A 20,780-nucleotide genomic window follows, 5' to 3' on the forward strand; every position below is an offset into this window, starting at 1 on the left:
GCGGCTCTTCGGACGATCCGGAGGTCGAGGGAACCGCGCTCCCCGCAGAGGGCGAGGCAGCGGCACAGCGCCCAGCCGAAACTCCGCCAACCGACCCGCGCCCAGGCCCGGCGGCCCAGACACCTGCCGAGCCCCGCGAAGCGCCAGCCGACGCCCCGGTGGAGCCCGCCCGGGCCGAGCCGCAGGCTTCCGCCGAAGTCTCCGACGCCAAGTCGGACGCGGAGCCGGATGGCGACACGGCGCGCACGGCCGCCCAGACGGCTGCCGAACCGGCCGACGACGCCACGGTGGCGGCCGATGCGACGGCGCAGACGCCTCCCGACGCTCCCCCAACCGAGGCTGACGCCGAACCCATGCCTGACGCGGAAGCGCCGGACAGCGAAGCCACGGAGGAGCCCGACCAGGCGGAGCCGGATGGCGACACCGCGGACACGGCCGCGCAGACGTCTGCCGAGGCAGCGCCCGACGTGGAAGCCGATGCCGAAGCGCCCGACAGCCACACCCCCGGGAAGCCCGCCCGGGCCGAGCCGCAGGCTGCCGATGCACCGGCACAGGCTTCCGCTGAAGCGCCCGCAGACGAGGCGGACGCGGAGCCGGATGGCAACACCGCGGCCGCGGACGCCCAGACGCCTGCCGAAGCAGCGCCCGACGTGGAAGCCGACGCCGAAGCGCCCGACAGCGACACCCCGGGGAAGCACGCCCCGGCCGAGCCGCAGGACCCCGACGCAGCGCCGCAGGCTTCCGCCGAAGCAACCGAAGGTCGGGCGGATGGCGACACCGGCGACACGCCTGCCCAGACGCCTGCCGAACCGGCCGACGACGCCACGGTGGGGGCCGGCGCGACGGCGCAGACGCCGCCCGAAGCTCCCGCGACCGAGCGGAAGGGCGAACCGGCGCCCGAAGCCGAATCTGAAATGCCGGACACCGGCACGCCGGTGGAGCCAGATCAAGCCGAGCCTCAGGCCGACGACGCAGCGACGCAGCCTCCCGCCGAAGCAACCGAAGACGATGCCCAGCCGGATGGCGACACTGCGGACACAGCCGCGCAAACGCCCGGCGCTCACACCCCGGCAAAGGCCATTCGGGGCGAGCCGGAGGCGGTCGACACGACGGCCGGGGCTCCCGCTGGCGCGGCGGGCAAGTCGGCTCGGCCCGCGCCCTCCTGGGCTCGGGGCGGGGAGGCCGAGGACGAGCGGACGAGTCGGTTCGTCAGGCTCAGGGGGCTCGACGCCGACGCGCCCGCGGCGGCACCCGCGCAGGCCGTTCCGCCGACGGCCCCGCTCGATCTGCTCGCCTCGCTCACCAACAGCGACGCCGCGCCGCAGAGCCCCCGCCGGACCGCGCTGCGGCGCGTGAAGGTGTGGACGCCGGTCCTGCTCCTCCTCGCCGGTGCCTACACCGGCGCGCAGCTGCTGCGCCCCCTGCCCACCCCGCACATCGTCGCCGCCGAGACCGCCCGTACCGGTAGCGTCGAGGGGCAGTTCTCGATCCCCTGGCCCGCGAAGGGCCAGGGCGCCGTCCGCATCTCCGGCTCCGGCTCCGGCGACATCGGCACCTTCGGCGAGCAGAAGCCCGTCCCCACGGCCAGCGTCGCCAAGGTGATGACGGCGTACGTGGTCCTCAAGGGCCACCCGCTGCGCAAGGGCGAGCCCGGGGCCGTCATCACCGTCGACGCCAAGGCCGTGGCCGACGGCACCTCCGAGCACGAGTCCCGGATCGTGGGCCTCACCACCGGTACGAAGTTCAGCCAGCAGGACATGCTCAAGATGCTCATGATCCCGTCGGGGAACAACATCGCCCGCCTGCTGGCGCGCTGGGACACGAACACCGCCGACGAGACGGCCTTCGTCGCGAAGATGAACGCCGCCGCCCGGGAACTCGGCATGAAGGACACCACGTACACCGACCCGAGCGGCCTGGACGCCGGCACCGTCAGCACGGCCGCGGACCAGCTCAAGCTCGCCGAGGCGGTCATGAAGGACGAGGCGTTCCGTGCGATCGTCGCGCTGCCCAACGCCACCATCAAGGGGCTGCCCGAGCCGCTCCTCAACAACAACGAGAGCCTGCTCACGGCCCAGGGCCTCAGCATCCGGGGCATCAAGACCGGCTCCAGCACGCCCGCGGGCGGCACCCTGATGTGGGCGGCGTACAAGTCCATCGGGGACGAGACCCCGCTGATCCTGGGGACGTTGATGGAGCAGCGCGTGGACGGCCCGGATCCGGACGCCATCAACAGCCTGGCGCTGGTGAAGACGAACAGCAGGAAGATCATCGAGGCGGTGCGGACGGCACTCGCGTCGGCCCCGGTCGTCCGCAAGGGCCAGACCGTGGGGTACGTGGACGACGGGCTCGGCGGCCGTACGCCGCTCGTGGCCACCAAGGACCTGAACGTGATCGGCGTACCGGGCCAGCAGGTGAAGCTGTCCCTCGTCGCGGGCTCCTCGCCGCTGCCGCACACCGCGAAGGCGGGCTCCGAGGTCGCGGTCCTGACGGCCGGCGACGGGGAGGGGGCCAAGAGCGTGCCGGTGGCGGTCCGGGGAGCCCTGGCCGAGCCCTCGCTCGGGACCAGGCTCACGCGCCTCGGCTGACCGGCCGGGCCCCGTACCCGGCCGTCGGCGAGCGGCCCGCCTCCTTCCACGCGGAGGCCGCCGTGTTGGTCTCGGCGAGCTCCACCGGACGGCGTAGGACGGGGCGGCCGCGGCGGTGGGCCGCGGCCGCCCGTCCCGTCAGGCGCCGGGCGGGACGCGGGTGGGGCGGCCCGTGCCGCGCGTCAGGGAGTAGCCGAAGATGCCGGCGATCGCCCCGAGGATGCCGCCGGCCGCGGTCCAGATCCAGCGGTCCGACCACCAGCCGCCGGACCAGCCGTCCTCCGGCTCGCGCAGGGTGCCGGTGACGGTGGCGGGGACCAGCGGTGTGGAGAGGGCGCCGTCCACCGCGTGGGCGCCGCCGGTCTCCTTCACCTCCGCCTCGACGGCCGCGCGTACGGGCAGGCCCTTGTCCTCGTCCGGCAGGTCGACGACCGTCAGGCGGACGTAGTAGCTGCCCGGCAGGGGATCGTTGGCCCACGGCTCGGCGCCGGCGCGGACCGTGCGCAGGGTGCAGGACAGGACGACCGAGGCGGCGTCCTTGGCCGCGGCCTCGCTCTGCATGCCGTAGGTGCATGCCTGCCGACGGCGCAGTCCGTCGTACACGTCGAGCTGCCAGGTCGACGCGCCGTGCCGGGAGGCCGGTTCGGGCAGGGTGACCGTGGCCTTCACCGTGACGCGCTGCTGCGCGTCGACGGGGAGCACCCAGTAGAGGTAGTCGCCGGAGGAGGCCTGCGCCGTGGCCTTCTGGCCGGGGCGGAACGGCGTGGCGGTGCGGAAGCTGGTGCCCGCCTCGGTCGGTGCCTTCTCGCCCGCGTCCTTGCCGGCGTCCTTGCCCGAGCTGGCGGTGGGGGTGGGCGACGGCGTGTCCGCGACGGCCGTGCCCACGGCCGCTCCCGCCACCGTGAGGGCGGCGGCCGTGGCCAGCAGGGCGGCGGTCAGTGTGCGTACGGTACGCATCAGTTGGTCCTCCAGACGGAGATGCGCCAGCGGGAGATCCATCCCCACACCAGACCGGCCAGCAGCCCGCTGAGCGCCAGCACGGCCAGGAGCCACCAGCCCCGCCCGAGGCCGAAGGCGGCGGCGTCGGACGCCTCGTCGGGGCCGTCCACCAGGTCGATGGTCAGCTCGACGGGCATGCCCGGGGTGGTCTTGACGGACGCGGGGGCGGAGAAGGAGTTGCTGACCTGGAGGCAGACCGTCTCCGTCGCGCTCTTGGAGTCCGCGTCATCGCCGTCGGCTTCGGCCTTCGGGTAGCGCAGGCCGGTCGACAGGACGTCGGTGCGCCCGTCGCCCGCCTCGGAGCCGCGCACGATCTCGCGTCCGTGGACGGTCGTGGCCCGCAGCAGGACGCCGTAGTCGTTGTTGACGGCGCGGTCGGCGGCGATGCTCACCGAGGCGCGCAGTTCCTGGCCCGGGCGGACGTCCACCCGGTACCAGCGGTGTTCGCCGAAGCTCTCGCGGTCGCTGTAGAGGCCGGGCTTCAGCAGCGGGGCGCCCTCGCAGCGCTTGGCGCCCTCGGTGGCCACCGGGTTGACGACGGGGTCAGCGGCGCGGTCCACCAACTGGCGGACCCTGCTGGACAGTTCCGCCTTGTGCTGTACGGAGGTGTAGGTGCCGCCGGTCGCCTCGGCGATGCAGGTCAGCTGGGCGCGGGTCTTGGCGTCCGGGACCAGGCCGAGGGTGTCGATGACGAGGTGGATGCCCTTGGCGGCGATGTCGCGCGCCACTTCGCACGGGTCGAGCGGGGCGCAGGTGTCCTCGCCGTCGGTGATGAGGACGATCCGCTTGGTGGCGTCGCCGCCCTCCAGGTCCTGGGCGGCCCCGAGCAGGGCCGGTCCGATCGGCGTCCAGCCGGTGGGGGCGAGCGTGGCCACGGCCGTCTTCGCCTCGGTCCGGTTGAGCGCCCCGACCGGGTACAGCTGCTTGGTGTCCTTGCAGCCGAGCGCCCTGTCCTCGCCCGGGTAGGTGGCCCCCAGCGTCCGTATGCCGAGGCGTACTTCGTCGGGGACGGCGTCGATGACCTCGTTGAAGGCCTGCTTCGCCGCGGCCATCCGGGACTGGCCGTCGATGTCGGTGGCCCGCATGGAGCCGCTGACGTCCAGGACCAGATCGACCTTGGGGGGTTCCTTCGCCGTCGGTCCGTCGGCGGCGGTGGCGCTCGCCGGGAAGAGCCCGACGGCCAGGGCGGCGAGCAGGCCGCACGCCCTTGCCGCCAGCCGTTTTGTTGTGATCATCGCCGGATCGTATTGAGGATCGTCCGGCAATCCAAAACGTGATCCCGGTACCGGCTTTCAGGAGGGCGGGGCCGTTATCCGGACGCCTCGGCGCTCGCGGCGAAGACCGCGGCGAGGTGGGCGGCCAGCAGCTGCGGGGACGGTGGGGACAGGCGCGCGCCGAGGTATCCGTCGGGGCGGATCACGAAGGCGGTGGGCTGTTCGGCCGCGTAGCGCAGGGCGAACTCGCCCAGGGCGTCCCAGCAGGCCGGCAGCTCGGTCGCGTCGGCCGGGGCGTCGACGGGCAGGACCGCGCAGACCTCCACGCGGCCCCGGGAGGACTCCCTGGCCGTCAGGGCGAGTTCGTCGAGGCCGGTGCCGTACAGCAGCAGCACGTGGTCGCGGTCGCGCAGCAGGTCGTACAGGCGCATCGGGTACGAGGCGATCTGCCGGGTGAGGCCGCCGCAGTCCGGGGCCCGGTCGCCCGGCCGGGGCCCCTGTCCCTCGCCGGGCGGGTCCACGACGGGGCTGCCGCGGTAGCCGACGAGCAGTTGGGCCTCGCGCAGCAGCACGGTCAGCCGGTCGTCCGGGTCGGCCTGGACGCCCTCCTTGGCGTGCCGCACGGTGCGGGCGACGACTTCCTCGCCGACCGGCCGGCGCTCGGCGTCGTAGCTGGCGAGGAGGCCGGGGTGGGCCGCGCCCTCGACGGCGAGGGCGAGTTTCCAGGCCAGGTTCCAGGCGTCCTGGACACCGGTGTTCATGCCCTGGGCGCCGGTGGGCGGGTGGATGTGCGCCGCGTCGCCGGCGACGAAGACCCGGCCGTCGCCGTAGTGGTTCACGATCCGGTGGCTGATGCGGAACACCGAGGCCCACCGGATGTCGGAGGCGGTGACCGGCCGGGGCGAGAGCCGGTCCAGGACGGCCTGGATGTCGGCCAGCTCGGGGGCCCGGCCGCCCTGCGGGCCGTGCGCGACGTCCTCGGAGCCGGTGGCGGCCCGGGCTTCGGTGGACAGTTCGGGTGGCACCGTCATCGACGTCCGGTAGCGGCCCGCGCCGGGCAGCGGGATGCACACGAGGCCGTCGTCGATCGCGCCCGAGGCGTCGCGGTGTTGGGAGCGCACGCCGTACTCGTGCGGCAGGTCCCAGTCGAGCTGCACGTCGGCGAGCATGTACTCCTCGGGGAAGGCGGCGCCCTCGAAGGTGAGCCCGAGGCCCTTGCGGACGATGCTGTGCGCGCCGTCGCACCCCACCAGGTACTGGGTGCGCACCTCTTCCTCCGCGCCGGAGGGGGTGTGCAGCCGGCAGGTGACCCCGTCGGCGTCCTGGGTGAACGAGACCAGCTCGGTGCCGCGCTCGACCGTGGTCCCGAAGCGGCCCAGGAACTCGTCGAGGATGCGTTCGGTCTCGTACTGGGGCAGCGCCGCGAACCCGTAGGGCACCTCGGGCGGCACGGCGAGTTCGAGGCGGGGCTGTTCGACGCCGTTGACGTAGGTGAGCTGCCCGCGCAGCGGGACGGCGGCGTCCAGGGCGGCACGCAGCAGCCCCATGCGGTCCCAGAGCTCCAGGGTGCGCGGCTGGATGCCCACGGCCTTCGCGAACAGCAGCCGGGCGGGCAGCCGGTCGATGATCCGGCAGGAGACGCCGCGTCTGCGGAGCTCCGCGGCCGTGGTCAGCCCGACCGGGCCGGCGCCGGTGACCAGGACGTCCGTTGCGTAGGTGTGCGCCACTGGCGCCTCCCGGCGTGCGGCCCCCGTGCGGATCGGTGCTCCTCCATGGTGGCCGCCCGCCCGGCGTCCGGCATCTTCACCCGGTGACGGGGTCGGCCGTCTTTACTCGATGACGAGGTCGACCTCGATGTTGCCGCGGGTGGCGCGGGAGTAGGGGCAGACCTCGTGGGCCTGCTTGACGAGGAGGGCGCCCGTCTCGCCGGCCAGGGACTCCGGGAGCTCGACGCGCAGGGTGACGCCCAGGCCGAAGCCGGCGCCGTCCTTGCCGATGGAGACCTCCGCGGTGACCGAGACCTCGCTGGTGTCGGCCTTGGCCTGGCGGCCGACCAGGCCGAGCGCGCTGGCGAAGCAGGCGGCGTAGCCGGCCGCGAAGAGCTGCTCCGGGTTGGTGCCCTGGCCGTTGCCGCCGAGCGCCGGGGGCATGGCGAGGGCGAGGTCGATCTGGCCGTCGGAGCTGACGGTGCGGCCCTCGCGGCCGTTGGCGGTGGCGACAGCGGTGTAGAGCGCGTCCATGAGAGTCCCTCTCGCAGAAGTGAACCGTGGTGGCGGCCGGTGTCGGCCGCGCTCCTCTAGTAGAGCACGCAATTGAGTTGTGCACAATTCAATGCCGCTCAAGGCCGCCCCGGGTACACTGGGTGACATGACCGAGCAGCCGACCGCCACCCACTCCGACCAGGACTTCCTGCGCCTCGACGGCCAGATCTGCTTCGCGCTGAACGCCGCGAGCCGCGCCTTCGGCGGCCTGTACCGCGTCATCCTCAAGGACCTGGGCCTCACCTATCCGCAGTACCTGGTGATGCTGGTGCTGTGGGAGCACGGCGAGCTGCCGGTGAAGGAGATCGGGCAGCACCTGCGGCTGGACTCCGGGACGCTGTCGCCGCTGCTCAAGCGCCTGGAGGCGGCCGGCCTGGTCCGCCGCGAGCGCAGTGCGGCGGACGAGCGCTCCGTCCACGCCCACCTGACCGAGGAGGGCGCCGCGCTGCGCGCCCGCGCGGCGGAGGTGCCCCGGCGGATCGCGGCCTCGACCGGCTTCGAGCTGAGCGAGATCCACGACCTCCAGGCCCGGCTGAACCGCCTCACCGCCGCCCTCGACGCGGCCGCGCCCCAGGAGGCGCGGGGGGCACAGGAGGAGTAGGGCTACCGGAGCGTCTGCGGGGCGCAGGACGAGTAGGGCCCACCGGCGCGTTTCCGGCACACAGCAGGCGTGCGCGCCTCCCGCGCCGGACACTGGTCCGGGGGCCGGGAGGCTGGAGGTACGCGATGGACCCGGTGGCCGCGCTGGACCGGATCGCCTTCCTGCTGGAGCGGGCGCAGGCACCCACGTACCGGGTACGGGCCTTTCGTACGGCCTCGGCCGCGCTCGCCCGGATGGGTGAGCGCGAGGTGGCCGACCGGGCGCGGGCCGGTTCCCTGGAGGCCGTCAAGGGCATCGGCCCCAAGACGGCCCAGGTCGTGCGCGAGGCGCTCGGCGGGGCGGTGCCCGGCTATCTGCAGAAGCTGGAGGACGAGGCCGCGGCGCACCCCGAGGGGCCGCCGGCCACGCCCGCCGCCGCCGCGCTGCGGGCGGCGCTGCGCGGGGACTGCCACCTGCACTCGGACTGGTCGGACGGCGGCAGTCCGATCGAGGCGATGGGCCGCACGGCGGCCGAGCTGGGCCACGAATGGGCCGTACTGACCGACCACTCGCCCCGCCTGACGGTCGCGCGCGGCCTCTCCCCGGAGCGGCTGCGCGAGCAGCTGGAGGTGGTGGCCGAGCTGAACGAGACCTGGGCGCCCTTCCGGCTGCTCACCGGGATCGAGTGCGACATCCTGGACGACGGATCGCTGGACCAGGAGCCGGAGCTGCTGGAGCGGCTCGACCTCGTCGTCGCCTCGGTCCACTCGAAGCTGCGGATGGACGCGCCCGCGATGACCCGGCGGCTGCTGAAGGCGGTGCGCAATCCGCTGATGGACGTACTGGGCCACTGCACGGGCCGGCTGGTGACCGGGCGGACCCGGCCGGAGTCCCGGTTCGACGCCGAGGCCGTCTTCGCCGCCTGCGCGGAGGCCGGCACCGCCGTGGAGATCAACAGCCGGCCGGAGCGCCTGGACCCGCCCCGGCGGCTGCTCCGGCTCGCCGTGGCGGCCGGAACCTTCTTCGCCATCGACACGGACGCGCACGCCCCGGGACAGCTGGACTGGCAGATCCTGGGCTGCGAACGGGCCGTGGAGTGCGAGGTTCCGACCGAGCGCGTCATCACCACCTGGACGGCGGACCAGCTCCTGTCCTGGACCCGCACCCGGCGCGCGCCTTGAGCGCTGTCCGTCACCGTACCCACGCGCTCACGTCCGAAATTGTACGGGCCATGTCGTTCCGGACACTCACGCCGCTCGGCCCACCCCCGCCAGGATGTACGTAGTTGAACATTCGACGACAGCGGGAGAACGTGATGACGACGGGTCAGACGGTGGCGGTTTTCGGCGCGTACGGGCACACCGGGCGCTTCGTGGTGGCGGAGCTGCGCCGGCGCGGGTTCGTCCCGGTCCTGTCCGGACGCGACGCGGACAAGCTGGAGGCGCTCGCGGCGTCCCATCCGAGGCTCGACGCCCGGCGGGCCACGGTCGACGACCCGGCCTCGCTCGACCGGGCGCTGGCCGGCGCGGCCGCCGTCGTCAACTGCGCCGGGCCCTTCGCCACGACCGCCGCCCCGGTCGTCGAGGCGGCCCTGCGCGCGGGGATCCCGTACGTGGACGTGGCGGCGGAGATCGAGGCCAACCTCGACACGCTCACGCAGTTCGCGGAGCGCGCCCGCGCCGCGGACACCGTGGTGATCCCGGCGATGGCCTTCTTCGGCGGCCTCGGCGACCTGCTGGTCACCGCGGCGATGGGCGACTGGACGGCGGCGGACGAGGTGCACGTCGCCTACGGGCTGGACAGCTGGCACCCGACGGCCGGAACCCGCGACGCGGGCACGGTCTCCCGGCAGCGCAGGGACGGGCGGCGCGTGCGCTACAGCCAGGGGCGGCTGGAGTACGTCACCGACGCCGCGCCGACCCTGAAGTGGTCCTTCCCCGAACCGATGGGAACGCGGGCGGTGATCGGGGAGTTCACCATGGCCGACGTCGTCACCGTCCCCAGCCACCTGTCCGTCCCCGAAGTGGTCTCGTACATGACCGTGGAGGCGGCCGGCGACCTGGCCGCCGCGCAGACGCCGGCGCCGACCGCGGTCGACGCGCGGGGGCGTTCCGCGCAGACCTTCCTCGTCGACGTGGTCGTACGCTCCGGCGGCGAGGAGCGGCGCGCCGTGGCGAGCGGCCGGGACATCTACGCCGTCAGCGCCCCGCTCGCCGTGGAAGCGGTCCACCGCGTCCTGACGGGACGGACGAAGGCGGTCGGCGCCCTCTCCGCAGGGGCGGCCTTCGACGCGGCCGACTTCCTCCGCGCCCTGTCCGCGGACATCTCGCTGGAACTGCGCCCGTAGCGGCGAGGAGGCCCGGCCGGCTCGCCGCACAGGCGGCGCGCCCTCAGCCCGTGCGCCCGCAGCCCCGCCCTCACCCCCAGAGCCCGGCCACCAGCAGCACCACGTCGAGCCCGGCCACCGCCATCGTGGCCAGGAACGGCAGCCGTCCGCCGGGCCGCCGGCCCGCGAGGAGCAGCGCCGCGGCCGTCGCGACCAGCAGGACCCGGCCGTACGCCGTCACCGGGCCCGGCGGCCCCACGACCAGGGCGGCGGTCGAGCCGAGGACCAGCAGCCCGGCCAGCGCGGCCGAGACCCGTACGCCGAGCCGCTGCGGCAGCCCCACCACCCCGGTCGCGAGGTCGTCGTCGATGTCGGGCAGGACGTTGGCGAAGTGCGCGCCCGCGCCCAGCAGGACCGCGGCGGCCGTCAGCCACGGCGGCGGCCACGGCGCGCCGGGCAGGGCGAGGGTGACGAAGGCCGGGAGCAGGCCGAAGGCCAGGGCGTACGGGAACCAGGAGGCGGCCGTGCTCTTCAGCCGGAGGTTGTACGCCCAGGCGGCCGCCACGGCGACGAGGTGCACGGCGCCGGCGAGCAGCCCGCAGGCCAGCGACAGCGGGACGCACAGGAGCAGCGCCAGGGCCGCCGCCCGGGTGACGACGGCGGCCGGGACGGCGCCCGTCACCAGGGGTTTGTCGCGCCGGCCGGTGGCGAGGTCGCGTCGCAGATCGGCGCGGTCATTGCACCAGCCCACCGACAGCTGCCCGGCGGCCACGGCGGCCACCGTGAGGGCCGCCCCCGGCAGGTCGCGTCCCGCCGCGACCGCCAGGGCGGCGCTGAAGACGGTCACCGCCGCCGCGGGGAGCGGGTGACACGCCGCCAGCAGGCCGGTCACGGTGCTGGCCGGCGCTGCGCTCTCGGGGAGCCGGGTCGTGGTCTGGGTTCGCGGGGGCACGGCGACACGCTATGCTGCGCCGCGCCCGGTACGCCCGATTCCTGTCGATGTGTCAGTTCTTTTCTATGGTGAATCAATGACACGTGTCCTGGCAGTGCGCAGCGTGTTCCCGCCCCACCGCCACCTCCAGTCCGAGATCACGCAGGCGCTGGCCGGCTTCCTGCCGCCCGGCCCCGAAACCGCCCTGTTGCGCCGGATCCACGCCTCCGTGCGCGTGGAGAGCCGTCACCTGGCCCTCCCGCTGGAGCGGTACGGGCCGGGGAACGACTTCGGCACGACGAACGCCCTCTTCCTGGAAGCGGCCCTGGAGCTCGGCTCCCGGGCCCTCGAACTGGTCCTCGCCGACGCCGGTCTGGCGGGGCGGGAGATCGACCTGGTCATGTCGACCACCGTGACCGGGCTCGCGGTCCCGTCCCTGGAGGCCCGCCTCGCCCCCGGCGCCGGGCTGCGTCCCGACGTGCGGCGGGTGCCCCTGTTCGGCCTCGGCTGCGCCGCCGGGGCCGCCGGGGCCGGGCACCTCCACGCCTACCTGACGGGCCGCTCCGGGCACGCGGCCCTCCTGCTGTCGACCGAGCTCTGCTCGCTCACCCTCCAGGCCACCGACACCTCGATGGCGAACCTGGTGGCCGGGGCCCTCTTCGGTGACGGCGCCGCCGCCCTGGTGGCGGTGGGCCGCGACCATCCCCTGTACGCCACGGGCGCCGGCCCTGAGGTGGTGGCCGCCCGCAGCCGTCTCTACCCGGGCACCGAGCACCTTCTCGGCTGGGACATCGGCCACTGGGGCATGCGCATGCTGCTCGGCCGAGAACTCCCCGACCTCGTCCGGCTGCACGTGGCCGAGGAGGTCGAGACCTTCCTCGCCGCGCACGACCTCAAGCCGTCGGACGTCGACGCGTGGATCTGCCATCCGGGCGGCCCGAAGATCCTCGACGCGCTCGCGGACGCCCTGGCACTGCCCGATACGGCCCTCGCGGCGAGCCGGCGTTCGCTGGCGGCCGTGGGCAACCTCTCCTCCGCCTCGGTCCTGCACATCCTGGACGGCATCCAGAGCGCGGGACCCCCACCACCGGGTTCGGTCGGGCTGATGCTCGCCTTCGGCCCCGGCTTCGCCTCCGAACTCGTCCTCCTGCGCTGGTGATCCCCATGAACCCCGAGAGCCCCATGAACCCGATGGACCCCATGAACCCGTACCTGCTGCTCATCGGCCTCGTCGTGGCCGAACGGCTCGCCGAACTGATCACGGCCCGCCGCCACACCGCCTGGAGCGTGGCGCGCGGCGCCCGCGAACACGGCCGCGGCCACTACCCCGCCATGGTCGCCCTGCACACCGCGCTGCTCGTGGGCTGCGTGGTGGAACCCTGGGTGGCCGACCGGCCCTTCCTGCCCTGGCTCGGCTGGCCGGCCCTCGCCGTCACCGTGCTGGCCCAGGGCCTTCGCTGGTGGTGCGTCGCCACGCTCGGGCAGCGCTGGAACACCAGGGTCTTCGTCGTCCCGGGCCTGCCCCTGGTGGAGGCCGGACCGTACCGGCTGCTGCGCCACCCCAACTACGTGGCGGTGGTCGCGGAGGGGATCGCCCTGCCGCTGGTGCACACGGCCTGGCTGACCGCGCTCGGCTTCACCGTCCTCAACCTGCTGCTCCTGCGCGTGCGGATCGGCTGCGAGGACGCCGCCCTGACGGACGCGGGCCGGCTGCGCGCTCCCGCGTCCGTCACGTCGGCGAACTCCGCGTCGTGATCGACCTGCTCATCGCGGGCGGCGGTCCGGCCGGGCTGGCCACCGCCATCCACGGAGCGCTCGCCGGCTTGGAGGTCGTGGTCGTCGAGCCGCGGCCCACCCCCATCGACAAGGCCTGCGGGGAGGGCCTGATGCCCGGCGCCGTACGCCGGCTGCGCGCCCTGGGCGTGCCGGTGACCGGGCAGCCCTTCCGCGGCATCCGCTACGTCGACGGCGTGAGCGGCCGGCACGCGGAGGGGCTCTTCCACAGCGGCCCCGGCCTGGGCTCACGCCGCACGGCGCTCCAGACGGCGCTGGCCGAACGGGCCGCACAGCTCGGCGTACGGGTGCTGCGCCAGCGCGTCGAGCAGGTGCACCAGGACGCGCACCAGGTCAGCGCGGCCGGGCTCACCGCCCGCTACCTCGTGGCGGCGGACGGCCTGCACTCCCCGATCCGGCGCGGCCTCGGCCTGTCGGCGCCGCCCGCGCCCGGCCGGCCCGCGCGCTACGGGCTGCGCCGCCACTACGCCGTCGCACCGTGGAGCGACCTCGTCGAGGTGCACTGGTCGGCGCAGTGCGAGGCCTACGTGACCCCGCTGGCGCCCGACCGGGTCGGCGTGGCCGTCCTGACCACCCGCCAGGCCCCGTTCGACGTACAGCTCGCCCGTTTCCCCCTGTTGGCGCAGCGACTGGCCGGACGCGCCGACACCCCGGCGCGGGGCGCCGGACCGCTGCGCCAAGGGGCTCGCGTACGGGTGGCCGGGCGCGTGCTGTTCGTGGGGGACGCGGCGGGGTACGTGGACGCCCTGACCGGGGAGGGGCTCACCCTGGCCGTGACGGCGGCGGGCGAGCTGGTGCGCTGCGTACGGGCGGGCCGGCCGCAGGCGTACGAGCGGGCCTGGCGGGACCTGTCGCGCAGCTACCGCGTGCTGACCGGGTCCCTGCTCTGGGCCCGCCACCAGCCGCGGCTCGCCCCGCGGATCGTCCCGCTGGCCGCCCGGCTCCCACGGGTGTTCACGGGGGCGGTGAACCTGCTCGCGTGACCACCTGACTCCAGCGCCGGGCCGGGCCTCGGTCGCCCGAGGTCACTCCCCCGGGACCCCGTAGGTGCCTGCCGGGACCCCGTAGGCGCCCGCCCGCCCCGCGGCCGCGGCGCCGGCGGCGGCCCGGCCGGGGAGGGCCGGGTCCGGGGCCGCCCGCAGGAGCAGCAGCTCGTGGTAGAGGGGCGCGGTCGCCGCGATCAGCAGCGCGCGGGCGTCGGCCGGGCCCGGCAGTTCGCCGCGCGCGGCGGCGCGCGTGACGACCACCGCGCAGCGGGCGTAGCGGTCCTCCCAGAAACGGGCCAGGGCGCCCGCCGCCTCGGCCGAGCGGAAGCCCGCGGCGATCAGCGCCGTGGTCAGGCTGGGCCCGCCACCCGCCAGGGCCTCGTAGACCTCCTGGTTGAGCGCGGCGAGGTCGCCCTCCAGTGATCCGGTGTCGGGCGGGCTCCACGTGTCGTCGGCCGCGGCGTCGAGCACGTCGGCCAGCAGGCCGCCGACGTCGCGCCAGCGGCGGTAGACGGTGGTGCGGTGTACGCCGGCCCGCTCGGCGACCGCGTCGATCGTCAGCCCGTCGTACCCGCCCGCCATCAGCAACTCGCCCACCGCGGCCAGCACCTGGGTGCGGACGCGGGCGCTGCGGCCTCCGGTCCGGCGCCGCGGAGTGGCCGAATCGGGGTGGCCTTCGTGGCCGGGATTCTCGCTTGCGTGCTCAGTGGCGTCCATGGAACGATCTTAAAGCAACATTCGTCGCTATAAGGAGTCCCCAATGATCCTCACCCGCCCCTCCCGTTACCCCGCCACCCTCCCGTCCGCCCCCGAACCCCCGGAGCCGCTCCATGACCGCCCAGCTCACCGCGACTGACCTCGGCAAGTCCTACGCCGGCCGCACCGTCCTCGCCTCCGTCGACTGCTCCGTCACCGACGGAACCCGCCTCGGCATCGTCGGCGAGAACGGATCCGGCAAGTCGACGCTCCTGCGGCTGCTCGCCGGCGCCGAACGCCCCGACACCGGCACGGTCACCGTCCGCGCCGACGGCGGCATCGGCTACCTCGCCCAGGAGGAACACCTCCCCGCCGACCTCACCGTCCAGCAGGTCCTGGACCGCTCCCTGGCCGGACTGCGCGCCATGGAGGACCGCATGCGCGGCCTGGAGGCACGCATGGCCGACGGGGACGCCACCGACGAGACCCTCACCGCCTACGCCGACCTCCTCACCGCCTTCGAACTGCGCGGCGGCTACGAGGCCGACGCCCGCACCGAACGCGCCCTGCACGGCCTCGGACTGGTCGCACTGCCCCGCGACCGCACCGTCGGCGACCTCTCCGGCGGCGAACAGGTCCGCCTGCGCCTGGCCGCACTGCTGGCCTGCGCCCCCGAAGTCCTCCTCCTCGACGAACCCACGAACCACCTCGACCACACGGCCTTGACCTGGCTGGAGGACCACCTCCGCGCCCGCCGCGGCATCACCGTCGCCGTCTCCCACGACCGGCAGTTCCTCGAACGCGTCACCACCGCCCTCCTGGAGGTCGACGGCGACCTGCACCGCACGGTCCGCCACGGCAACGGCTACGCCGGCTACCTCGCCGGCCGCGCCGCCGAACACCGGCGCCGCACCCAGGCCCACACCGCGTGGCGCGAGGAGACGGAACGGCTACGGGAGTCCGCCGCCGTCACCGCCCGCAAGGTCGCCCCCGGCCGGGCCATGAAGGACGGCAACAAGATGGCCTACGACCGTGCGGCCGGCCGGGTCCAGCAGTCCCTGGCGAGCAGGGTCCGCAACGCCGAGGAACGCCTCGCCCGCCTGCTGGCCGACCCGGTCCCCGCCCCACCCGACCCGCTGCGTTTCACCGCCGTGCCGCGCACGACGTCCGCCGCCCCTGCGCCCGGCCCGTCCCTCGCGGCGTACGACGTGTCGCTGACGGGCCGTCTGGCGCCGGTGGACCTCAGCCTGCCGCCCGGCGGCCGGCTCCTGATCACCGGCCCGAACGGCGCCGGCAAGAGCACGCTGCTCGGCGTCCTCGCCGGCACCGTCACCCCCGACCGGGGCCACGTGGTCCGCCCCGGCCGGACCGGACTGCTGGCCCAGCACACCCGCCCCGGACCGGCCGACCGCCCGCTCCTCGCCGCCTTCGCCGCGGGCCGCCCCGGCACGCCCGAGGAGCACGCCGAACAGCTGCTGTCGCTCGGCCTGTTCGCCCCCGGACAGCTCACCGCCCCGGTCGGCGCCCTCTCCGCGGGCCAGCGCCAGCGGCTGGCCCTGGCCCGCCTGGTCACCGAACCGGCCGACGTCCTGCTCCTGGACGAGCCCACCAACCACCTCTCCCCCGCCCTGGCCGAAGAACTCGACGAGGCCCTGGCCTCCTTCCCGGGCACCGTGGTCGTCGTCAGCCACGACCGCCGCCTGCGCACCCGCTGGCAGGGCGACCGCCTCGCCCTCCGGGCCGCAGCCCCGACCGCCGCCTGACCCCGTCCCCCTCCCCCTCCCCCTCCCCCTCCTCGCCGAAAGGTTCCCCTTGACGCCGACCCCGACCCGCCTGATCCACACGTACGCCCTCCCCACCCCGGACGCCGGCCCCTACGCCCTCACCGCCGGCCCCGACGGCGCCCTGTGGTGCACCCTGGTCCACGCGGGCCGCATCGCCCGCCTCAGCCCCGACGGCCGGATCGACGAGTTCCCCCTCGACTCCCCCGACTGCGGCCCCACCCTGATCACCGCGGGCTCCGACGGCGCCCTGTGGTTCACCCGCTACCGCGACCACCGCATCGGCCGCATCACCCCCGACGGCGAAACCCGCTCCTACCCCGTCCCCGGCTCCGGCCCGGGCCCGTACGGGATCACCGCCGGCCCGGACGGCGCCGTCTGGTTCACCACCCTGAACACCGCGACCGTCACCCGCATCACCCCGGACGGTGAACTCACCGAGCACGCCCTCCCCGACGGCTCCTTCCCGTCCTTCCTCACCACCGCCCCCGACGGCGCCCTGTGGTGCACCCTCAACCAGGGCGACGCCCTCGCCCGGATCACCGTCACCGGCGAGACCGCCCTCCACCCCCTGTCCACCCCCGGCGCCGCCCCCGTCGGCCTCGCCGCGGCCCCGGACGGCACCCTCTGGTTCGCCCAGATCGGCACGGGCCACATCGGCCGCCTCACCGCCGCCGGCATCACCGAACACCCCTTGCCGGATCGTCAGTGCCGCCCGCACGCCGTGGCGGTGGCCCCGGACGGCTCCTGCTGGTACACGGCGTGGGCCACCGGCCGCATCGGCCGCGTCACCGCGGACGGCACCGTGACCGAGTTCGCCCTCCCCAGCCCCGCGTGCGAACCCCACGGCCTCGCCTTCGGCCCAGACGGCACCCTCTACGTCGCCCAGGAGAGCGGCGAGGTCACCCGCTGGAACGTCACCTGACGGCAGCGAGCGCCGATGCGAGAAGGGACCGGATCGAGCCGCTCACGCGGGCCGATCCGGTCCTCCGACCGCTCACGGAGACACGCCTCTGGCTAGCTCTCCTGGCGGTTCCTCAGGGCCACGCCGGACAGTACGGCCACGGACGCCGCGCAGAGCACGACGGCGATGCCCGCCCAGGCCACGGAGCCGCCCACCGCACCGCGCAGCGGGTCGAAGCCCGCCGATCCGCCCAGTACGTGCACCGCCACGACGCCGAGGGCCGTCGCCGCGCCCGCCCGCCACACCGCCGGGGTGTCACGGAGCGCCAGGAGCGCACCGGCTCCCAGGCACAGCGCGGTGACGAAGAGCGGCAGCAGGGCCGCCGGGGTCGCGCTCGGCAGGGCCGAGAGGTCCTTCGGCAGGTGCAGGGCGCCACTGACCAGCAGGGCGATCGCGACGGGCCAGCGCAGGACGTGCCGCAGCACCGCCGAGCCGGCCGCCGCCGCCGCGACGGGAGCGGTACGGCGCGGCGGCTCCTGCCGGGGCGCGTCGTGCAGCTCCCGGTACGGCAGCCGGTACGGCTCCTCGTACGGCTCGGCCGGCGCGACGGCCACGACCGGCTTCGCCTGCGCCGCGTGCTCCGGGGCCCGGGCGGGGCGTCGCCGCTCCGGCTCGGCCGGCTCGGCCTGCCCGGCAGGCTCGTCCTGCTCGTTCGGTGCGCCCGGTTCGTCCGTCCCGAGGATGGTCACCAGCAGCGCCACGTCCTCGATGGACCGTCCGACCGCGGCGGCGCGCAGCGTGATGTCCGCCTCGGCCACCTCGTTCGGGGACTCGCCCAGCAGGGCGACCATCCGGTGCACGTCCTGCACGGGACGGGTCACGGCGGCCGTACGCAGCGCCTCGTGTCCCGCGTCCGGCAGCCGGCCGTCCTCCTTGAGGAGGTTCACCAGGGCGGTCACCTCTTCGATGGGACGGCAGGTGACCGCGGTCTCCAGCAGCGTCCGCATGGGCCGCGCGTCCCGGTGTTCCAGGACGTCCGGCGCCTCGGGGGCGTCGGGCGCGCCGGGTCCGCCGGGTCCGCCGGGTCCGCCGGGTCCGCCGGTCACGACGTCGTCCGGGGCGTTGGTGTCGTGGGTCCCGCGGCGGTCTTCCGGTTGCGCCGCCGCGAGGATGATGGGGTCATTCATGGAAAGCTCCGTTCGCCGACGCGCGGGTCTACACATCGCGCGCCGGTCATCGTGCGTCATGGGAAGCGCACGCTTTGTTACATTGACTGACAGTTCTGCTCACTGCGCCATTCGGGGCGGGCAAATGGGGGTCGGCCCCCGCGCCCCAAGGGAAAGGGGCGAGGACCGTGCCCGACCTCGGCAAGATCCGCCGCTGGTGCGTCGCGCTGCTGCTGCCCGTGGTGATGCTGCCCTTGACGACCCTGCCGGCGGGCGCCGCGCCCGGTGGCGAGCGGCCCGTCGTGGAAACCGACCGGGGGCCGGTGCGCGGACGTTCGCACGGGGCCTACCGCACCTTCGAGGGCATCCCCTTCGCCGCTCCCCCGACCGGCGCACTGCGGTGGCGGCTGCCGGAGCCGGTGCCCCGCTGGAAGGGCGTCCGCGACGCGGGGGCCCCCGGTTCGCGCTGCGTGCAGTTGCCCGTGCTCGCACCCGGCGGGCCGGTCGGTTCCGAGGACTGCCTCTTCCTCAACGTCACCGCTCCGACCGGTTCCAGCGCGCGGGGCGGGCTGCGGCCCGTCATGGTGTGGTTCCACGGGGGCGGTTTCTTCAGCGGCGCGGGCGATCACTACAAGCCCGAGCGGCTGGCCGTCGAGGGCGGCGCCGTGGTCGTGACCGTCAACTACCGGCTGGGTGTCTTCGGCCTGTTCGGCCATCAGGAGCTCGGCGGAGCGCCCGGCTTCGCCCTGGCGGACCAGCGGGCGGCGCTGCGCTGGGTGGGGGCGAACGCGGAGCGCTTCGGCGCGGACCCGCACAACATCACCGTCTTCGGCGAATCGGCCGGTGCCCTCAGCGTCTGCGCCCACCTCACCTCCCCGGCCTCGGCAGGTCTCTTCCACAAGGCCGTCGTGCAGAGCGGATCGTGCTCGACCACGACGCCGCCCCACGCCCTGCTGCCCGGCCTCGGCACCTACGAGCCCTTCGTACCCGAACGGCGCACGGTCGCGGACGGCGCCCTGGCGGCGGCCCGGCTCGGCTGCGACCGCCCCACCGGCGTGATGGACTGCCTGCGCCGGCTCGACGCCCGCACGCTCGCCACCCCGGAGCTGATGCAGGGCTTCTCCCTGGTCTCCTACGGCAACAGCGCGCTGCCCGAGGAGCCCCGGCGGGCGCTGGAGGCCGGACGGTTCCACCGGGTGCCGGTGATGCAGGGCACCACGCAGGACGAGATGCGCCTCTTCCTGGCCCAGACGCTGGCGGCTCACCCGATCGGTGACGCGCGTGCCTACCGGGCCCGCCTGGAGCTGTCCTTCGGCGTCCCGACCGCCCGCGCCGTGGAAGCCGCCTACCCGGTGTCCGCCCACCCGACCCCGGCCGTGGCCTGGGCCACCGTGCTGACCGACGCGTCGTTCCTCTGCCCGACGCTGCGGGACGGCGGCGCACTGGCCCGGCACGTGCCGACGTACGGCTACCGGTTCAGCGACCGTGACGCGCCCGACTTCACCGGTCTGCCGCAGGCTCCGGGCCTGCCGTTGGGGGCGGCCCACGGCTTCGAACTGCCGTACCTCTTCACGCTGGCGCCGCTGACCGGTCCGCAGCGGGAGCTCGCGGACCGGATGACCGGCTACTGGACGGAGTTCGCCCGCACCGGTGTGCCGGGCGCGCCGCAGGCCCCGCACTGGCCGAGGTACCGGCCGGCGGGTCCGGTGCTGTCGCTGGCGCCGGGGGCGGACGGGATCCGCACGGTGGACGCGCGCACCGAACACCACTGCGCGCTGTGGGACGCGCGGTGGCCGGGGGTCACCAGCTCTGGGTGATGACGGTACGTTCGGGGGTGCGCAGGACCATGGTGCCCTTGTCCCCGTAGACCTCACGGCGCCACGCGGTGAACACCTCGGCGATGCGGCGGGCGTCCTCGGCGGCTCCCTTGCCGACGGAGCGGGTGGTGAAGGTGATCCAGGCCTCGCCGACGGTGCGGACCTTCCGGACGTAGGTCTGCTGGACGGCCATCTCGTCCGATGTCCTGCGGTGCTCGGCGTAGTAGGTGGCGAAGTCCTTCGTCATGTCGAACCAGTCCGCCGGGCCGCAGGGGCCACCGCCGTTGTGCGCCTCGCCGTCGGTGGGCGGACCGGCGTAGGAGCCGCTGTCCTGATCGGTGGGAGGACCGGCGGGGGCGCCGGTGTCCTCATCCGTGGGAGGACCGGCGGGCGCACCCGTGTCCTCATCCGTGGGAGGACCGGCCGGCGCACCCGTGTCCTCATCCGTGGGAGGACCGGCCGGGGCGCCGGTGTCCTGGTCCGTGGGCGGACCGGCGTTCGCGCCCGGGTCCTCGTCCGCCGTCAGGTGGAGGTCGCATTCGGCCGGTGCGGCTGTCGGTGCGGCGGTGGGTACGGGGGCGGGCGCCGCGGCCTGCCCCGCCCGCGTCGTGCCGCACCCCGCCAGCACCGCGCACAGCAGCCCCGCCACCACCGCTCGCCCCGTCACGGACCCCGCTGTCAGCGTCATCGTCATGCCCCTCCCCCTTTGCCCATCAAGAGGTGATCGGACCGGCCGC

At 74.9% G+C, this 20,780-nt stretch carries 18 protein-coding genes; 10 read left to right on the plus strand and 8 right to left on the minus strand.

Going from position 1 to position 20,780, the window contains the following annotated elements; all coding sequences use genetic code 11:
* The first annotated feature begins 158 nt into the window (after nt 1-158).
* Nucleotides 159-2,588, plus strand: a complete 2,430-nt coding sequence (locus ACF059_RS30195; protein ID WP_392063276.1) for a serine hydrolase — start codon at nt 159-161, stop codon at nt 2,586-2,588.
* A gap of 138 nt (nt 2,589-2,726) precedes the next feature.
* Here the strand turns inward: ACF059_RS30195 and ACF059_RS30200 are convergent, their stop codons facing one another.
* The 4 genes from ACF059_RS30200 to ACF059_RS30215 all read right to left on the minus strand — a co-directional run bounded on the left by ACF059_RS30200 (nt 2,727) and on the right by ACF059_RS30215 (nt 7,041).
* Nucleotides 2,727-3,545 carry a hypothetical protein gene (locus ACF059_RS30200; protein WP_392063279.1) on the minus strand — a complete coding sequence of 273 codons (819 nt, stop codon included), beginning with the start codon at nt 3,543-3,545 and terminating at the stop codon, nt 2,727-2,729.
* Nucleotides 3,545-4,822, minus strand: a complete 1,278-nt coding sequence (locus tag ACF059_RS30205; protein ID WP_392063282.1) for a VWA domain-containing protein — start codon at nt 4,820-4,822, stop codon at nt 3,545-3,547. Before ACF059_RS30205 ends, ACF059_RS30200 begins: the two co-directional genes overlap by 1 nt.
* 74 nt (nt 4,823-4,896) lie before the next feature.
* Nucleotides 4,897-6,528, minus strand: coding sequence for an FAD-dependent monooxygenase (locus ACF059_RS30210; RefSeq protein ID WP_392063285.1), 1,632 nt, complete (start codon nt 6,526-6,528; stop codon nt 4,897-4,899).
* Nucleotides 6,529-6,630: 102 nt separating this feature from the next.
* Nucleotides 6,631-7,041 (minus strand): organic hydroperoxide resistance protein, encoded by a 411-nt coding sequence (locus tag ACF059_RS30215; RefSeq protein ID WP_360905275.1) that lies wholly within the window; start codon nt 7,039-7,041, stop codon nt 6,631-6,633.
* Between the two features lie 127 nt (nt 7,042-7,168).
* Here ACF059_RS30215 and ACF059_RS30220 point away from each other — a divergent pair, with 127 nt between their 5' ends.
* The 3 genes from ACF059_RS30220 (at nt 7,169) to ACF059_RS30230 (ending at nt 9,989) form a co-directional block, all read left to right on the plus strand.
* Nucleotides 7,169-7,663: a MarR family winged helix-turn-helix transcriptional regulator gene (locus tag ACF059_RS30220; RefSeq protein ID WP_392063288.1), complete on the plus strand. Its 495-nt coding sequence runs from the start codon at nt 7,169-7,171 to the stop codon at nt 7,661-7,663.
* Between the two features lie 125 nt (nt 7,664-7,788).
* Entirely contained in the window at nt 7,789-8,823 is a 1,035-nt protein-coding gene (locus ACF059_RS30225) for a PHP domain-containing protein (RefSeq protein WP_392063291.1), read from the plus strand.
* Between the two features lie 134 nt (nt 8,824-8,957).
* Nucleotides 8,958-9,989, plus strand: a complete 1,032-nt coding sequence (locus tag ACF059_RS30230) for a saccharopine dehydrogenase family protein (protein ID WP_392063381.1) — start codon at nt 8,958-8,960, stop codon at nt 9,987-9,989.
* 70 nt (nt 9,990-10,059) lie between these two features.
* Here ACF059_RS30230 and ACF059_RS30235 read toward each other — a convergent pair whose 3' ends face one another.
* Nucleotides 10,060-10,920 (minus strand): UbiA family prenyltransferase, encoded by an 861-nt coding sequence (locus tag ACF059_RS30235; RefSeq protein WP_392063294.1) that lies wholly within the window; start codon nt 10,918-10,920, stop codon nt 10,060-10,062.
* Between the two features lie 76 nt (nt 10,921-10,996).
* Between ACF059_RS30235 and ACF059_RS30240 the strand changes: the two genes are divergently transcribed.
* Genes ACF059_RS30240 through ACF059_RS30250 form a run of 3 tightly spaced genes read left to right on the plus strand, consistent with a single transcriptional unit; the run spans nt 10,997 to nt 13,676 of the window.
* On the plus strand, nt 10,997-12,058 hold the full coding sequence (locus tag ACF059_RS30240; RefSeq protein ID WP_392063297.1) for a type III polyketide synthase: 1,062 nt from the start codon (nt 10,997-10,999) through the stop codon (nt 12,056-12,058).
* A gap of 41 nt (nt 12,059-12,099) precedes the next feature.
* A complete protein-coding gene (locus ACF059_RS30245) occupies nt 12,100-12,654 on the plus strand; it encodes an isoprenylcysteine carboxyl methyltransferase family protein (protein WP_366866711.1) in 555 nt (184 codons plus the stop codon).
* Nucleotides 12,651-13,676: an NAD(P)/FAD-dependent oxidoreductase gene (locus ACF059_RS30250; RefSeq protein ID WP_392063300.1), complete on the plus strand. Its 1,026-nt coding sequence runs from the start codon at nt 12,651-12,653 to the stop codon at nt 13,674-13,676. Before ACF059_RS30245 ends, ACF059_RS30250 begins: the two co-directional genes overlap by 4 nt.
* 42 nt (nt 13,677-13,718) lie before the next feature.
* Here ACF059_RS30250 and ACF059_RS30255 read toward each other — a convergent pair whose 3' ends face one another.
* Complete coding sequence (locus ACF059_RS30255) at nt 13,719-14,396, minus strand: TetR/AcrR family transcriptional regulator (protein ID WP_392063303.1); 678 nt, start codon at nt 14,394-14,396, stop codon at nt 13,719-13,721.
* Nucleotides 14,397-14,509: 113 nt separating this feature from the next.
* On the opposite strand from ACF059_RS30255, the gene abc-f reads away from it, so the two are divergent.
* Both abc-f and ACF059_RS30265 read left to right on the plus strand, forming a co-directional pair.
* The gene (abc-f, locus tag ACF059_RS30260) at nt 14,510-16,138 is read left to right on the plus strand and encodes a ribosomal protection-like ABC-F family protein (RefSeq protein ID WP_392063306.1); all 1,629 of its coding nucleotides are present in this window, start codon (nt 14,510-14,512) and stop codon (nt 16,136-16,138) included.
* A gap of 49 nt (nt 16,139-16,187) precedes the next feature.
* Complete coding sequence (locus ACF059_RS30265) at nt 16,188-17,081, plus strand: virginiamycin B lyase (RefSeq protein ID WP_392063310.1); 894 nt, start codon at nt 16,188-16,190, stop codon at nt 17,079-17,081.
* A 92-nt stretch (nt 17,082-17,173) separates the two neighbouring features.
* Here ACF059_RS30265 and ACF059_RS30270 read toward each other — a convergent pair whose 3' ends face one another.
* Nucleotides 17,174-18,247 carry a hypothetical protein gene (locus tag ACF059_RS30270; RefSeq protein ID WP_392063313.1) on the minus strand — a complete coding sequence of 358 codons (1,074 nt, stop codon included), beginning with the start codon at nt 18,245-18,247 and terminating at the stop codon, nt 17,174-17,176.
* A 167-nt stretch (nt 18,248-18,414) separates the two neighbouring features.
* On the opposite strand from ACF059_RS30270, the gene ACF059_RS30275 reads away from it, so the two are divergent.
* Nucleotides 18,415-20,043, plus strand: a complete 1,629-nt coding sequence (locus ACF059_RS30275; protein ID WP_392063316.1) for a carboxylesterase/lipase family protein — start codon at nt 18,415-18,417, stop codon at nt 20,041-20,043.
* Here ACF059_RS30275 and ACF059_RS30280 read toward each other — a convergent pair.
* Nucleotides 20,027-20,737, minus strand: coding sequence for a hypothetical protein (locus ACF059_RS30280; RefSeq protein WP_392063318.1), 711 nt, complete (start codon nt 20,735-20,737; stop codon nt 20,027-20,029). The genes ACF059_RS30275 and ACF059_RS30280 overlap by 17 nt on opposite strands.
* Between the last annotated feature and the right edge of the window lie 43 nt (nt 20,738-20,780).

Source organism: Streptomyces sp. NPDC016562, from assembly GCF_043076955.1.
Taxonomy (GTDB): domain Bacteria; phylum Actinomycetota; class Actinomycetes; order Streptomycetales; family Streptomycetaceae; genus Streptomyces.

Bases quoted from the DNA above. Each gene is read 5' to 3' on its own strand.
- ACF059_RS30220 (WP_392063288.1), top strand. From the start codon at position 7,169: ATGACCGAGCAGCCGACCGCCACCCACTCCGACCAGGACTTCCTGCGC.
- ACF059_RS30225 (WP_392063291.1), top strand. From the start codon at position 7,789: ATGGACCCGGTGGCCGCGCTGGACCGGATCGCCTTCCTGCTGGAGCGG.
- ACF059_RS30255 (WP_392063303.1), bottom strand. From the start codon at position 14,396: ATGGACGCCACTGAGCACGCAAGCGAGAATCCCGGCCACGAAGGCCAC.
- ACF059_RS30245 (WP_366866711.1), top strand. From the start codon at position 12,100: ATGAACCCGTACCTGCTGCTCATCGGCCTCGTCGTGGCCGAACGGCTC.
- ACF059_RS30270 (WP_392063313.1), bottom strand. From the start codon at position 18,247: ATGAATGACCCCATCATCCTCGCGGCGGCGCAACCGGAAGACCGCCGC.
- ACF059_RS30200 (WP_392063279.1), bottom strand. From the start codon at position 3,545: ATGCGTACCGTACGCACACTGACCGCCGCCCTGCTGGCCACGGCCGCC.
- ACF059_RS30215 (WP_360905275.1), bottom strand. From the start codon at position 7,041: ATGGACGCGCTCTACACCGCTGTCGCCACCGCCAACGGCCGCGAGGGC.
- ACF059_RS30280 (WP_392063318.1), bottom strand. From the start codon at position 20,737: ATGACGATGACGCTGACAGCGGGGTCCGTGACGGGGCGAGCGGTGGTG.
- abc-f (WP_392063306.1), top strand. From the start codon at position 14,510: ATGACCGCCCAGCTCACCGCGACTGACCTCGGCAAGTCCTACGCCGGC.
- ACF059_RS30230 (WP_392063381.1), top strand. From the start codon at position 8,958: ATGACGACGGGTCAGACGGTGGCGGTTTTCGGCGCGTACGGGCACACC.
- ACF059_RS30240 (WP_392063297.1), top strand. From the start codon at position 10,997: ATGACACGTGTCCTGGCAGTGCGCAGCGTGTTCCCGCCCCACCGCCAC.
- ACF059_RS30205 (WP_392063282.1), bottom strand. From the start codon at position 4,822: ATGATCACAACAAAACGGCTGGCGGCAAGGGCGTGCGGCCTGCTCGCC.